Origin of the sequence: Vibrio natriegens NBRC 15636 = ATCC 14048 = DSM 759, assembly GCF_035621455.1 — a bacterium.
In the GTDB taxonomy this organism is placed as follows: domain Bacteria; phylum Pseudomonadota; class Gammaproteobacteria; order Enterobacterales; family Vibrionaceae; genus Vibrio; species Vibrio natriegens.
Genome location: NZ_CP141822.1, coordinates 878,295 through 893,963, shown reverse-complemented (window position 1 = coordinate 893,963; position 15,669 = coordinate 878,295). Strand labels below are relative to the sequence as shown.

General features: G+C 44.7%; 11 protein-coding genes. 5 read left to right on the top strand and 6 right to left on the bottom strand.

The window, feature by feature from the left end; genetic code table 11:
• Positions 1-14 precede the first annotated feature (14 nt).
• The gene (locus VER99_RS04150; RefSeq protein WP_014231167.1) at positions 15-1,925 is read right to left on the bottom strand and encodes an ATP-dependent DNA helicase; all 1,911 of its coding nucleotides are present in this window, start codon (positions 1,923-1,925) and stop codon (positions 15-17) included.
• A 215-nt stretch (positions 1,926-2,140) separates the two neighbouring features.
• On the opposite strand from VER99_RS04150, the gene purU reads away from it, so the two are divergent.
• The 3 genes from purU to VER99_RS04135 all read left to right on the top strand — a co-directional run bounded on the left by purU (position 2,141) and on the right by VER99_RS04135 (position 5,181).
• On the top strand, positions 2,141-2,974 hold the full coding sequence (purU, locus tag VER99_RS04145) for a formyltetrahydrofolate deformylase (RefSeq protein WP_014231166.1): 834 nt from the start codon (positions 2,141-2,143) through the stop codon (positions 2,972-2,974).
• A 208-nt stretch (positions 2,975-3,182) separates the two neighbouring features.
• Positions 3,183-4,805: a trypsin-like serine protease gene (locus tag VER99_RS04140; protein WP_020336317.1), complete on the top strand. Its 1,623-nt coding sequence runs from the start codon at positions 3,183-3,185 to the stop codon at positions 4,803-4,805.
• 4 nt (positions 4,806-4,809) lie between these two features.
• Positions 4,810-5,181 (top strand): hypothetical protein, encoded by a 372-nt coding sequence (locus tag VER99_RS04135; RefSeq protein WP_020336315.1) that lies wholly within the window; start codon positions 4,810-4,812, stop codon positions 5,179-5,181.
• 118 nt (positions 5,182-5,299) lie between these two features.
• On the opposite strand, the gene VER99_RS04130 is transcribed toward VER99_RS04135, so the two are convergent.
• Complete coding sequence (locus tag VER99_RS04130) at positions 5,300-5,893, bottom strand: VOC family protein (RefSeq protein ID WP_020336313.1); 594 nt, start codon at positions 5,891-5,893, stop codon at positions 5,300-5,302.
• Between the two features lie 274 nt (positions 5,894-6,167).
• Here VER99_RS04130 and argS point away from each other — a divergent pair, with 274 nt between their 5' ends.
• Positions 6,168-7,901, top strand: coding sequence for an arginine--tRNA ligase (gene argS / locus VER99_RS04125; protein ID WP_014231162.1), 1,734 nt, complete (start codon positions 6,168-6,170; stop codon positions 7,899-7,901).
• Between the two features lie 105 nt (positions 7,902-8,006).
• A complete protein-coding gene (locus VER99_RS04120) occupies positions 8,007-8,435 on the top strand; it encodes an HIT domain-containing protein (RefSeq protein WP_014231161.1) in 429 nt (142 codons plus the stop codon).
• A 67-nt stretch (positions 8,436-8,502) separates the two neighbouring features.
• Here VER99_RS04120 and VER99_RS04115 read toward each other — a convergent pair whose 3' ends face one another.
• From VER99_RS04115 to VER99_RS04100, 4 genes are all read right to left on the bottom strand, one after another.
• Entirely contained in the window at positions 8,503-8,733 is a 231-nt protein-coding gene (locus VER99_RS04115) for a FeoC-like transcriptional regulator (RefSeq protein ID WP_014231160.1), read from the bottom strand.
• Positions 8,730-11,006 (bottom strand): Fe(2+) transporter permease subunit FeoB, encoded by a 2,277-nt coding sequence (gene feoB / locus VER99_RS04110; protein ID WP_020336312.1) that lies wholly within the window; start codon positions 11,004-11,006, stop codon positions 8,730-8,732. Before feoB ends, VER99_RS04115 begins: the two co-directional genes overlap by 4 nt.
• Positions 11,006-11,233: a FeoA family protein gene (locus VER99_RS04105; RefSeq protein WP_014231158.1), complete on the bottom strand. Its 228-nt coding sequence runs from the start codon at positions 11,231-11,233 to the stop codon at positions 11,006-11,008. The genes feoB and VER99_RS04105 overlap by 1 nt, the downstream gene beginning before the upstream one ends.
• Positions 11,234-12,108: 875 nt before the next feature.
• Complete coding sequence (locus VER99_RS04100) at positions 12,109-15,477, bottom strand: helix-turn-helix domain-containing protein (RefSeq protein WP_020336310.1); 3,369 nt, start codon at positions 15,475-15,477, stop codon at positions 12,109-12,111.
• Positions 15,478-15,669 lie beyond the last annotated feature (192 nt).

Here is a 15,669-nt window from a genome sequence, read left to right as displayed (position 1 = left end):
AGGTCTGTGGCTGATTATCCTGCTTTAAGGAAAGCTTTGATTCGTTCTAAATCTCGTGTTCTTGGAATCGGCGGTAAGCTTCCCAAGAAGGTGCCACCATAATCTCGGGTCACCAAGCGATTATCACAAATGATCAATGCTCCATGATCTTTCTGATCCCGAATCAAGCGTCCTACGCCCTGCTTTAACGTAATCACCGCATCTGGAATTTGCACTTCAGCAAAAGGCTCTCCACCACGCAGTCGACAATCTTCGATTCGGGCTTTGAGGAGCGGGTCATCAGGGGCGGTAAACGGTAATTTGTCGATGATAACACAGCTCAGTGCATCACCTCTAACATCGATCCCTTCCCAAAACGCACCCGTTGCCACCAGCAACGCATTTCCGAGCTCCATAAACTCTGCCAAGGTTTTTTGTTTACTCATTTCACCTTGCATCAGAACAGGCAAATCCAGTGTTTCACGGAACTGTTCACCCAACTCACGCATCATGCTGTGAGAGGTACACAGAAAGAAGCAGCGTCCCTGGTTCTCTTCAATGACTGGCGCTAACATTCTCACCAGTTTATCTGCGAGTCCCGGACTGTTTGGCTCTGGTAAATAACGAGGTACACATAAGCGCGCTTGTTTTTCATAATCAAACGGCGATGGCAACGAAAACTGCTGTTTGGGCTTCAGACCTAAACGCTCGGTAAAATGTTTAAAATCTCCCGACACCGCCAAGGTTGCGGAGGTAAAGATCCAAGACCCCTGCTTAATTTCAATTTGCTCATGAAACTTATCGGCAACGGAAAGCGGAGTGATGTGCAACGCAAAATGACGGGGTGAAGTGTCATACCAATAGGAATAACCAGTGATGTCGACGTCGCAAACACGGTTGATCCGACCTTTAATTAAATTGGCACGTTCAAATGCGGCATCCAGCAGTTGGCTACGGCCTAATGCAATTTTGAGAACATCAATGGCAAGATCGAGACTGTCGGTTAGCCGAACCAGTTCACGCTTGATAGATTCCGACTGCATCGCTTCTCGCCAGTTGCCTCGAAATCCAGGTTCGCCAAGCACAATTCTCATGTCCATGGCACTTTGCAGTAACTTATCCCCGACCTTCTGCAATTGACGCATGTCTTTCGCTTCGGTTCGGTAAGCAATTTCAATGTCTTTAGCCAGATCATGAATTTGACGGCTAGAGACCGTCTGCCCAAAATATTCACTGGCAATGTCGGGTAACTGATGCGCTTCGTCGAAAATAAAGACGTCCGCCTCTGGGATCAACTCACCAAACCCGGTTTCTTTAATCGCAAGGTCAGCAAGAAACAGGTGATGGTTCACCACAACCACATCAGAATCCATGGCTCGTTTGCGTGCTTTTAGTACAAAACAGTCGGTATAGCTTGGGCATTCTTTGCCCAAACAATTGTCGTTCGTCGATGTAATCGTCGGAATGATCATGCTGTCTTCCGGCAAATCTTCGCAGTCACCTAAGTCACCCGTTTTGGTTTCGGAAGACCACGATCTCACCTTAACTAATTGAGTCAGCAACGTCGGATCCGACTCGTTAGTGTGGCTTTCCACCATCTGACGGCTAAGGCGATCCAGACAAAGGTAGTTGGAGCGCCCTTTCAACAGCGCTACCTGACCATAAAAGCCCAGTGCATTCACCATGAGTGGTAAATCTCGATGGTACAGCTGCTCCTGCAGGTTTTTAGAACCGGTACTGATGATGACTTTCTTGCCGCTTAACAGAGCAGGAACCAGGTAAGCAAAGGTCTTGCCTGTTCCTGTCCCGGCTTCCACCACCAGTTGACTCTGATCTTTGATCGCACTACTGACGGCTTCTGCCATATCAATTTGGGGCTGGCGAGCCTGAAAGCCCGGTATAGCTTTACCTAAAGCGCCCTCAGAGGAGAATGTTTTTGCGATCATATCTGGGTCTGATTAGAAAAATTGCCGAGATTATAACAGACGATTGGCGCAGACATCAGCCTACAATATGACCTGCTTATTACTCATCGTAGATATTTTGTTGAAACCAGTCCCAGAATAGATTATTTATGGTGGAACATTGCGGTACGGTTGGTTCCTGTCAGCCAACGCACTTTTCGTACGCTTCATTTTTATTGCATGGAAGTCCCTAGTTTATGGAAAAGAAAACCCTGTTAACCCATTGTTCAGACGCTCCGGGTTTAATCTCAAAAATCACTAACATTTGTTACAAGCATCAACTAAATATCATTCACAATAACGAGTTTGTTGATAACACCAGCGGGCACTTTTTCATGCGAACAGAGTTGGAAGGTTACTTCAACGATCACACTCTTCTCGCCGATTTAGACCAGGCTTTACCTGCCGGAGCAAAACGCACATTGGTTAGCTCCCGCCGTAAGCGCATCGTTATCTTGGTAACGAAAGAAGCGCATTGTCTGGGCGATATTCTGATGAAAAATTACGATGGTGGCTTAGATGTTGAAATCGCGGCGGTCGTTGGTAACTACGACAAACTGCAAACGCTGACTGAGCGATTTGATATTCCTTATCACTATGTGACGCATGAGGATCTCAGCCGCGAAGAGCACGAACAAAAAATGCTCGAAGTCATCGGCCAATACGATGCGGACTACATCGTTCTAGCGAAGTACATGCGCGTATTAACTCCATCATTTGTTGAGAAATACCACCACAAAATCATCAACATTCACCACAGTTTCTTGCCAGCGTTTATTGGTGCGAAGCCTTACCAACAAGCCTATGACCGTGGGGTTAAAATCATCGGTGCTACAGCGCACTTTGTGACCAATGATTTGGACGAAGGCCCGATCATTAAGCAGGACGTAATTCCTGTCGACCACAACTTTAGTGCACAGGACATGGCGCAAGCAGGTCGTGATGTCGAGAAGAACGTCTTAAGTAAAGCGCTTAATAAAGTGTTGAATGACCATGTATTTGTCTACGGCAACAAGACCGTGATCCTGTAATAACCTCTTCCATCATATACCAGAACGAAAAATAAACCCGCCTCATTGGCGGGTTTTGTCTTTTCAGCACTATCCTGGGCTTTTAGCGTTTTAACGAAGCGATCTGCGCCGAAATTTTTCCATTTACTTACAATCATTTACCTCACGAATAATTTGGTTTATAAATCAATCTCCTTATAATAAACCAATTTAATAACGAGGAATTAAAATGAAAAAAACGTTAGTGGCTTTTCTGATTGGGATGACTTTACCTGCAACCACAATGGCAGATACTGACACTCTTAATCCTTTTCAGAATGATGTATCCACACGAATTATTGGCGGAGAGCCAGCCAATACAACAGACTGGAGATTTATTGCTTCAATCGTACATAAAGACCAGCCAGCCTACCTTGGTCACTTCTGTGGTGGTAGTTTTCTTGGCGGAAAATACGTATTAACCGCAGCGCACTGTGTTGCAGACACCAATGCAGATGATATCGATATCGTGCTTGGCCTCCACGACCAAACAAATGAGTCTCAAGCGCAGCGTATCGCAGTTCAAAATATCTATACACATCACGCCTATAATAGTTATACAACGAACAACGATATCGCCCTTATCGAACTTGCACATAGTGTCGATAGCGCGACTATCGAATTAGCAACGCCTACAGTGTTAGATAGTGTGCAAGCAGGGGACAAGCTCCATGTCGCGGGCTGGGGCAATACCTCGACCACAGGTACAGTATTCCCAACCGTGCTACAACAAGTGGATCTGGAATATGTAGACCGCGCTACGTGCCAAAATCTGGAGGGAAATTATTCCAATGTATCAGATGATGGCATTTGTGCTGGGTACATCTCGGGAGGAAAAGACAGCTGTCAAGGAGATAGCGGCGGACCACTCATTGTCGATGATAACGGCATCAACAAACTGCTGGGTGTGGTTAGTTGGGGTGAAGGGTGTGCTCAACCTGAGGCCTATGGCGTTTACGCCAACGTGGCCCACTTTCAACAAAACGGCTGGATAGATAGCCATCGTAATACCATCAGCTATACCCAGTATCGAGATCTTCGTCTGGTTGACAGAAAAGCTCAACAGGAGACCTTTACCATTCGTAATGACGAGGTAGATTCTCCACTCAACATCACCGATGTTACCCTATCAAGCGGACTAACGATTGCCGAAAACACTTGTATAGAGACCTTGAGTCCTTCTGAAAGTTGTCAAATTACGGTGGGCTACTACCCAACTTATGCTGCTTCAGTAGAAACGATTGAAGTCACCACCGATCACCCGAAACTACCAAAGCTTTCGACCACCTTTGAATATATGGGTGTTGATAAGGCCAGCAACTCGTTGAGCAGTGCCGTTTCGCTGACAAACGCGAAGGTCTTTACTAATGAATATGCTTGGACAGCCGTAAATGGAGAACTTCAATCGGCAGATATGGGGACTTATACCGGTGCATCCATCTTATATCTCACCGATCTACCGAAAGGTAAACTGTCTGCAGATCTAAAAGTTTTGTCTAATACCAGCGACTATTTTGTCGTTTTAATCAATGGCCAGGTGGTCGATTACACCAACCAGCTTCTCGATTACACCGAGGTATCCGCCGATCTTTATAGAAAGTCAAATACGGTTATGTTGGCTTACGTGAAAAACAATGCATCAAGTGGTGGTTATAACGCACAAGCGTATATTCGTAATATCAAAATCGCTGCTAGCGCGGATAACGATGACGATAATAGTGTTAAGAGCAAATCCAGCTCAGGTGGCAGCTTCTCTATTGGTCTGTTAATGCTGCTGGCTGCTGGCTCATTCCTTCGCCGAAAAAGAGGATAATCAGATGAAATATGCATTCAAAACAGTACTGCTAGGTTTGAGTTCTATCGGCTTGGCCGCTTGCTCGGCGAATGCAGAGATGCAAGAAGGTCTCACATCTGAGCACCAAGCAATGATGGTTGAAGCTTACCGAATGAGTGAGAATACGATTTCATTTATCGCCGAATCGACCGGCTGTAGTCAAAACGATGACTTTAGCCTGAGAGTGGAGCAAAATTCTCAAACAGAGGTTCTGGTCACCATCGTCAGAGACAAAATGGATCATTGTAAACGAATGCCGTTTTCAAAGACCTTCACATTACCTTTGGGCGAAGAGTTGCAAGGTAAAAAGCTTTCCATCTCAAACCCAATGGGTAAGTCACTGACTAAGAAATAATTCGCTAATTTAAAGGGAGCCTCAGCTCCCTTTTCATCTTCTACAACAGAGGAGATCACCAACGAACTTGTTGAGACGGCAGTAATAAGCCAACCTCTCAACTCTAACGTTCTTGCTTTTATGCTTCAGACTCGACAATCGCCTTTAGTGAATGCGGATGAAGTTTGATACACACCCCTTGGTATTTAAATGCCACCGTTGGGTTGTTGAGGCGTTCCCCTTCCCCTTTCGGACTCGATAATTTGGTTTTCACGCCAATTTCTTCCAACTTTTCAAACTGCGCACCGAAATCCGGGTAAGTGTGTCTTAGATCAGCGAGAAACTCATCCGCCGTATCCGCATGAGACGGGACGACAAACTCTACATGCTCCCAACCTTCTGTTGGGTAAACTTTACCTTCTGCGGGATACGGTAATTCCAAACATTCAATTTTCCAGCCCCGGCTTTCTAGCATGTTTTCAAACTCAATCACGATGATTGGACGGCCATTGATATGCGCCTGAGAAATGACTTTACCGTACTGAGCCCATGCTTGATGGGCTTGTTGCGCCGTTTGAGTGTCGTTGATACGCAACGCAATATGGTCAGCTTGAGCCAAACTCAAATCCAAGTGGAGCATTGAAGCCAGTGCTTCAATTTTTTCCACAAACGCGTCCAAGTCTTGGAGCATCAATTCGGGTGTTAAGCGTTTTTCTACTAATTCAGTCGTCATCGGTATTCTCTGAAAGGAGGATTTTGTCTTTTATAGAGTCGCAATAGTAAACCTAAAGCGCCTTATACCCAAATAGCTTCACTATGATGGGTTCAGCGAGGCAGGGCTTGTTTGGATGTACATTTCCATTCAGTCGAAAAAGTATAAATTTCCCCAAATCCTCTCTGTATGAAAAGCAATAAAGTTGTTATCATTAGCGCCATTTTTGTGAACTCCAACAGAACTCGACTCCGATTATAACGGGTTCTTAGTCCTCGAATTGAAGGAAACTCGTGTGAATATCCAAGCACTTATTAATGACAAAGTATCTCAGGCTCTAGAAGCCGCTGGCGCACCTGCAGGCAGCCCTGCAGCCGTTCGTCAATCAGCAAAGCCACAATTTGGTGACTACCAAGCAAACGGCGTAATGGGCGTTGCTAAAAAGCTGGGTACTAACCCACGAGAATTTGCACAGAAAGTACTGGATGTTCTAGACCTTGACGGCATCGCGAGCAAAACAGAAATCGCTGGCCCTGGTTTTATCAACATTTTCCTAAGCGAAGAGTTCTTGGCGAAACAAGCAGATGCAGCACTAGCAGATTCACGTCTGGGTGTGGCAGAAGAAGAAGCACAAACTATCGTCGCTGACTACTCGGCTCCAAACGTTGCAAAAGAAATGCACGTTGGTCACCTGCGTTCAACCATCATCGGTGACGCTGTTGTACGTACTCTTGAGTTCTTAGGCCACAAAGTGATTCGTGCGAACCACATCGGTGACTGGGGTACTCAGTTCGGTATGCTTATCGCTAACCTTGAGCGTGTACAACAAGAATCTGGCGAAGTGTCTATGGAGCTGGCTGACCTTGAAGCCTTCTACCGCGAATCTAAAAAACTGTATGATGAAGACGAAGAGTTCGCAGTTAAAGCGCGTAACTACGTGGTGAAACTACAAAGCGGCGACGAGTTCTGCGCAGAAATGTGGAAGAAACTGGTTGACGTAACCATGATCCAAAACCAACGCAACTACGACCGTCTAAACGTTTCACTAACTCGTGAAGACGTTATGGGCGAGAGCATGTACAACGACATGCTACCTAAGATTGTTGCAGACCTAAAAGAGCAAGGTCTTGCGGTTGAAGATGACGGCGCGCAAGTTGTTTTCCTAGACGAGTACAAGAACAAAGACGGTGAGCCTATGGGCGTTATCGTTCAAAAACGCGATGGCGGCTTCCTGTACACCACAACAGATATCGCATGTGCAAAATACCGTTACGAAGAACTGGGCGCGAACCGCGTACTTTACTTCATTGACTCTCGTCAGCACCAGCACCTAATGCAGGCTTGGACTATTGTTCGTAAAGCTGGTTACGTGCCTGAGTCAGTTTCTCTTGAGCACCACGCATTCGGCATGATGCTAGGTAAAGATGGTAAGCCATTCAAGACTCGTGCGGGCGGTACAGTACGTTTAGCGGACCTTCTTGATGAAGCAGAAGTTCGTGCAGCGCAGCTGATCGAATCTAAGAACCCAGAGCTAGATGCAGAAGAGAAAGAGAAGATCTCTAAAACAGTTGCGATGGCAGCAGTTAAATACTCAGACCTTTCTAAGCACCGTACGACTGACTACGTGTTTGACTGGGATAACATGCTTGCGTTCGAAGGCAATACTGCACCATACATGCAGTATGCATACACTCGTGTTGCTTCTATCTTTGCAAAAGCAGGGGTTGCCATGGATGACCTTCAAGGTGATATCCAGGTTACTGACGAGAAAGAAAAAGCGCTCATCGCAAAACTTCTACAGTTCGAAGAAGCGGTTCAATCTGTCGCTCGCGAAGGTCAACCACACATTATGTGTAGCTACCTGTTTGAACTAGCTGGTCAGTTCTCAAGCTTCTACGAAGCGTGCCCTATCCTAGTTGCAGAAGACGAAGCCGTTAAACAAAGCCGTCTGAAGCTTGCTGCACTAACAGCGAAGACCATCAAGCAAGGTCTGTCTCTACTAGGTATCGAAACGCTAGAGCGCATGTAAGCGAATCTTAGCTAACGCTTAAAAACAAAGGCTGACGTGAGAGCGTCAGCCTTTTTGTTTATACTGAATTCAATCAATACAATTAAAAATGAATTGGAAAACAAAATGAGTTTTGAACTGCACCCTCAACTAGCAAAAGACACTACTGTTATTGGTCATTTTCCACTTTGCGTTGCTCTGCTACATAAAGATAATGCCGTACCTTGGGTAATTCTGGTTCCCAAGCGTGCAAACTTAAAAGAGTTGCACCACTTACCCATGCACGATCAGAGACAGTTCTTGTTAGAGTCTCAGGCGGTGAGCCAAGCTCTTGAAGCGACATTCCTTCCAGACAAGCTCAACATGGGAGCACTGGGTAACATGGTGCCTCAACTGCATATTCATCATATCGCACGCTTTAAAGATGACGTCGCTTGGCCCGGGCCTGTGTGGGGCAACACCAAAGGTGAGTTCCGCAGTGACGAAGAGCAAGATGAAGTCCTTGGGCGCATTCAGAATGTATTGTCACTCAGTTCTATTTTCCAAAAAGTATAGATCTGGCGCAGACTCCAGAGACGAAAAAGCCGCCCGTTAATATGGCGGCTTCTTTATGTCCGACGGTTTACATCGTCACTGTCAGTGATAGTCCATCTTGCCGCGTCACCGCATAACGCACGCGAGTCACATGATGCGCTTTATTGGTGTCAACCAAACGGGTAATACGACCTTTGTTAATCCACACACTCAGCATTGCGTCGGCGCCATCTTCACTCATACCAAACTGCTTTGCCAACTCTGACTGCGACACCGCGCCGTTATCTTCAATATATTGATAAAGCTGTTTTAAGATCATGCCACTTGTACCTCCAGCGAACCTTGCTGCTTCTTACCAATGCGCTTAAAGACACGATAAGTACCAAAGAAGATCGCCACGATCACTGCCATCCATATACCGCTTGTAACTGGACTGTCCGCAAAGTGCATCATTTGATGATAGAAAGTAGCCGTTAGGTAAGCCAGCCCCATCGTCCAAACCGCAATAAAACGAGCAAAGTTATTACCAAATTCACGCACATACGCCCCCATTGCAGCAACACATGGCGTGTACAGCAGAATGAAAATTAAGTACGCAAACGCAGCATGGCCAGAAACAAACTGAGATTTAATGTTGCCAAAAATAGAGGCATCAATTTCTTGCTCTTCTGCTACCGCATATGAATCGGTTAAGTCACCAACCTCGATGCCTAATGGATCTGAGTAACTAAGACCAGCAAGGTTCTCAGGTATACTCATTACTGCTTCTTCTAAGCTACCTATTAGGTCGTATTCCGCTTCGTCACCGTCAGTTGGCGTGGTATATAAGCTGTTCAGCGTACCGACTACGGCCTCTTTCGCGAAGATACCGGTAATAATACCCACTGTCGCAGGCCAGTTATCCTTTTCGATACCAATTGGCGCAAACACGGGGGTGACAACCTGTGACGCTTTTGAAAGTACAGATTTCTCGCTATCTTCATTACCAAAGCTGCCGTCAGTGCCAAGTGAGTTTAGGAAGCTAAGTAGCGCCACCACAATAACAATGGTTTTACCTGCCCCAAGTACAAAACGCTTGAGCTTTTGCCAGGTTTTAATCACAACATTCTGCAGTGTCGGTAGCTCGTAGTTAGGCATTTCCATGACAAAACTGTCACTGCTACCCGGGTAAAGGGTATTTTTAAGGAACAGGCCGGTGAAAATGGCAGCCACAATACCAAGCAGGTAAAGCGCAAATACAACGTTTTGACCTGAATCAGGGAAGAACGCTGCTGCAAACAATGCGTAAACAGGTAAGCGAGCACCACAAGACATAAACGGAACCATAGATGCTGCCAGCTTACGTTCACGTTCTTGATCAAGAGTTCGGGTAGCCATAATAGACGGGACATTACAGCCAAACCCTAAAACAAGCGGTACAAAGGCTTTACCTGGCAAGCCGATTTTCTGCATCACTTTATCCAGAACAAACGCCGCCCGAGCCATGTAACCAGAGCTTTCTAGTACTGCGAGGAATAAATATAGACAAGCAATGACTGGAATAAAGGTAGCGACCGTTTGAATACCACCACCAATACCATCTGCAAGCACAGTCACTAGCCATACAGGTAAGTGATCATCAAGTAGGTAATGGCCACCATCAACCAGTAACGCACCGACTCCGATATCAAAGAAGTCAATAAATGCGCTGCCGATGTTAATCGAGAACATAAACATCAAATACATGACAGCAAAGAAAAACGGAATGCCTACCCACTTATTTAAGATAAATTGGTCTAGCTTTTCTGTCACACTGCGACTGAGTTTGCCCTCACTACGGCGAATCTTCTTACACTGCTCATGCAAATGCGTATATTTGATATCCGCAACATGTAAATCAATATCCAGATCAAGCTTTGCAATCGACTCTAAAACCGTGCTTCTATCACTTTCTGAAAGACTGTTTAGAACCAGGGTGTCTTTTTCTAAAGCACGAATAGCAAGCGCACGATGAGAGACGGTTTGATCACTAAATAGCGTTGAGACTTTTTCAATCGCCGCTTCCATTTGTTGACCATAGTTCAACGACATCTCTTTAAGCGCAACACCCTGAATAATGGATTTGTGCAATCGTTCTTTAAATTCTGCGACTTGTTTTTTGTCCGTCGCCGACAAACTGAGAACCGGGCACCCCAATGTCTTCTCTAACTCGGCCACGTTAATTACTTGACGTTCGCGCTTTAGCGCATCCATCTTGTTCAGAACGACAATCATCGGGCGACCGAGCTCGCGAAGCTGCAGCGTCATGTATAGACTGCGCTCCAAACTTGTGGCGTCGACAACATTGATGATCAAATCTGCTGGATGAGTTAGTACCGCACGTGAAGCAATTGATTCATCGATACTATTGCTATCATTTCCGCTGTCTAATGAGTAAATGCCAGGAAGGTCTGTAAGCAAAAACTGGTCACCGGCATGTTTAAATTGACCCGTCTTTTTCTCGACAGTCACACCAGCCCAGTTACCGACCTGTTGCTTTGCGCCTGTTAAACCATTAAAAAGAGTCGTTTTGCCACTATTGGGATTACCTACCGTAAGTACTTGATACTGCATTACACCCTCTCCACTTCGATTTTTTGAGCAATCGTCTCTCTTACTGCAACAGACACACCACGAACTTCAACTTGTAATGGGTCACCCATTGGAGCGCGCCTAATAACTTTGACTACTGTGTTAGGCAATAGCCCCATTACCATTAGCTTTTTTCTTACGTCAGGTGAAAGACCATCTAATAAACGAATAGTCACCGAATCGCCGGGTATAATTTCTGATAGCTTCATTATGGCTCCAACATGATTATTGCTAATGATAAATATTTTCATTTAATAAATTGATGCTGCAATATTACTCCTATGTCTCCATTGATTTATTGTGTGAAATCAAAGTTACCATAATTGTTGTCACCCTCCTTTAAACGTCAACTTCGTCAAGTTTGGACACGTCAATTTCGTCAAAACTATCTTTATTGGCGTTTTTTATCTTTATCAAAACGATAAGAATCAAAGCTGAAAATATAATTATTTCTTATATATCATTAAGTTAAATTAACCACCCAAATATTGTCGCTTTTTTCACATCAATGTGTCGTTATTTTTATAAGAAAAATAAGTAACCCCTCGTATAGTTAACTCATCGAGAGGGCGACCTCTCAAATGTATTCCAGAGGTGGCATGTCTCATGCCACTCCGGCAGCAAGCGAAGGTGTCCTTGACACCCGTGGTATAGTCCCCCCGGCTATACCACGATATTTTTTTTCATTGTTCCCTCCCTATTAAACCACTACTCAAACCACACATTTACTTCCCTAATCGATATAGCTTTACACTAATAGACAAAGACACACGTTAGCTTTAGACATGTCAGCAACTTAAATAATCTGGCACTAACCAAGTGAGCGTTGGAAAGCGTAATGACACAATAATGTCTCTTTCTAAGACAACACCATCCAACGACGACTGCATGATGCCAAGCCGTGAAGACGTTGAGTTGAATTACTAGATAGGGAGAAGCGCTGAGCTTAAAAAAGAAAAATGGGGACAGTTCTGAGAGGCAAAAATTAGCTTTAATTTTCGCCAGAAAAGAACCGAGAGATAAATATCGGCCACTTAACTCAGAGAGCTATCGGGAGCCAAAACGGCAAGTAGCATGACGTGACTTATTGGTTCTCTTGAGTCAGTGCAAACTTAGAAGGAGGCAAGCCAAAATATAATCTGAACTTCTGGCTAAAGTAAGACGGGTCGTTGAAACCACAATTAAATGCAACTTCACTGATTTTCTCTCCGGCGAGTAGCTGCTCACAGGCGGTTTCTAAGCGTACTTCTGTTAGATAATCTTTTAACGTTCTTGACGAGGCTGATTTGAAACGCCTTTGCAAACTGCGTTCCGACATAAATAACATTTTTGCCGCAGATGCAGTACCGAACTCAGCATCGTGGTAATGCTCAGCCACAAGCTGGTAAACCTTTTGCAACCACTCATCTTCCGGGCTAACTAAGTCTTCAAGCTCTTTATCTGGCGCAAACTCTGATAAAGGCTCATCTACATGACTAAGCTCTTGAGCGACTGGCCATGTGATCTCAATTTTGTTCTGCGACTCGGAAGTAAATACCGCTAAATGCCCCCCACTCTCACTGACTAATTGTGAGATGCTGTCTATTCCCAGATCGTTAGCATTCCCACTTGAAGCCCGACTTAACGATACCTTGTTCGTCAATTGGCTACCGTAGTCTATAAAATTTAACCATACCGATTCACTTCCTTCAGACAGCATGATTTTGACCGTTTGTCCGCGATATGAACGCTTAATGATATTGGCAAAAATACTGTTAAAAATGACGTCTAGGTTGAAGCTCTCCAGAGCGATTCTACTCGATTTGTTTTCGTCAATAATCTCAACCAGGATACCCGCTTTCGAAAAGTCTTCTTTCCATACATCCACTACAGATTGGGTTATTTGGCTCAAATTGTAGTTTTGGCTGCCGCCACAAGATTCATCCGGAACACTTCTCAATTCATTTAATTGCCAATAGGCTTTAGCAAAATGATCTTGCGTTAGCGCATCAATTGCCTGGGGATATTTAGAAGCAAGATGATCAACGCTTGATTTGATTGATTGAGCAACATGATCAACCAACAGGTTTCTCACTTGGATCTGCTTGCGAAGTTGTTGGTTACTGGCTAGCAGTACACGGCTTTGGTGTCTGAGCTGATTGGTTTTGAGAGTAACTTGTGCGGCCAATGCACGATTGACTTGCACCATATAGCGAGAGCGCCAATACGTGAGTAAACCCATAATAATGAGCGTGGCCGCTAGGAAACCAAATATCGCCAGAGAAGATAAATACCATGGTTGCTTTACCTTAAAGCGAGACTCTAATCCAATCAGACCCGCAGCAACTTGAGACTGGCTACTTACCTGAAGATGATACTCGCCAGAATTAAGGTGTTCTAAGGTAAGTTGTCCGCCTTCCAATGTTTGCCAAGGCTCACCATCACTCAATCGATAATACAAGTTTTGGCTATCGGGCCTTGGCATGGTGCCAAAGCGGAAGCTTAATGATGAGCCATAAGGTAATTCAACGTCATCAAGGTTGGCACTTCCTACCTGAATAACTTCATTTTCATGCACTACCTGGCTAACGATAAACGTGGACTCAGGGGCGTTGGAGACCCTCAGAGTTGAGGCTTTGGCTTTTACCAGACCATACTTCGAGCCAAGCACTAGCTCGCTATCCTGATTTTCATCTCCCTGTATTACAGTACATATTCCTGGCAGAAACTCATTGTTTATCAAACCGGATGAAGAAGAGAAATGCTTTACCAACTCTCCAGAAAGATGGTAGTAGCTCAACCCGACAGACGAAGCAAGCCAGACACCTTGAGCGTCACTGATCATGCAGGCAGGTTTGGCATTAGAAACGCTCAACTCTACAACTTGCTCTGAATCACCGACATTAACCGTTTTAAATAAACCATAAGACGAAGCAAACCAAAGATTTCCGTCAGAGGCAGTTAGAATATCTAGAGATTCACCGAATTTTTCCGAGAAACGCTTGAAGCGAATTTGTTCATTGTCATATTCATAAACACCGTGATCAGTACCAATCAATAATCGATCTTGTGTATCGTACAAGCTTGTTATTTTTGCAGGTAAGTACTGGCTAACCAACCATTCACTGCCTAGGTTCCTTACCCGTTGATTGGCGATATCAACGTTATACAATTGATAACCGCTTGCAACCCAAAGACGTGAAGCATCATCAGCAGCAAGGTGTTCAACCGCGTGCCCTGCCATTACTTGTAAGTAAGGAAAAGTGACATCTTTTAAACCATCAAGATCGAATACTTTCAACCCTTCCGAGGTTGCGAGCCAAAGCAATCCTTCTTGAAACACGAGATCATTGATTGGAGTGTGAGACTCGAGGATTATTTCGTTTCCGTGCAATCCTCTCCGGTATAGTTTGTAATCATCTGCAAACCACAAGGCACCATCAGGTCCCGTCACTGTTTTTCGGATTCTTCCCGATAGTGTTTGTGAATCGTAACTACTGAAGGTAATTCGCTCAAACTTTTTACTGAACATGGAGTAGTAACGGATCCCCTGTCCCGTTGCTATCCACATCCCCCCCATGTTATCACTCAACAGTGAGAAAATCTTATTACTGTCCAGCTCTAACTCTAGGAAACTCGAGGATTCAACTTCCGTCACCTCCCCAGTCAAAAACGAATATAAGTACAACCCGTGCTCCGTCCCAACCCAATACTCTTGGTTGGTCTCAGCAAACGTTAATACATGTGATCCGCCGACTTGGGTAACTTGCTTATTCGGCTCATTGATATTGAAAACCAACGCTCCCCGAAGCGTCCCAACCAATATTTCCCGTCGTGTAGGAGAGTAGTAGATTTTTTCAATGTAGTTCTGACCAGATTCAGCGACATGATCAAAGGCGTTTCCTTCAGACAGATAGAAGCCCGAAGTCGTGGCAAGTGCCCATTTATTTTCTATAAAAATCGCATCATTAATATAGACGTAACTGTTGTTACTATGATGATAAAGATGGAGTAATGAATACGTTTTTAACTCACTGGTTTCTATATTATAAGTATAAAAGTGTGCACCATCACTAACCCAGATATAGTGGTTAGAAGCGCCGATCTTTCTGATTTGGGAGCCGGGGTTAAGGCTGAACACCAAACGCCGCTCTTGATTTGGATAGGTTTGGTAGACTTCATTCTCAACGAAAGTCCAAAACGCACCTTTATTGTAGGCAAGTTGCTTGACGGGGCTCTTCAAAAAACTGCCTGATTTAGGAAGTATATTCTGGCCATCATAGAATAAAACGCGTCCATGCACGTCGTGTATCCAAAGGCCACCTTGCTCGCCTAAATACAAATTTTCCGCCGCAACAAAAGTCCCCTTAACCTGCGTAGGCAAAGGGTAAAAAATCGCATTGGCTTTATTAAACGCAAATGCATGACATGAAATAGCGGCTCCAACGAGCAAAAGAGCCAGATAGCGTAGCAAGACGAAACCTTTAATATCTAAACTTATGCCGACTCGTCACATTTCATGTCTTCCTCGACATGGTTATTTCGAGTCGCTAATTATTGGATAATAATATCTCAATTGGCTGTTGATAAAAGGCTCGCCTCACCAAAGGTTGCAATTCTTACTGCTGGATCACGTAAAAAAAGAAAATTCCGACAGAGAATAACA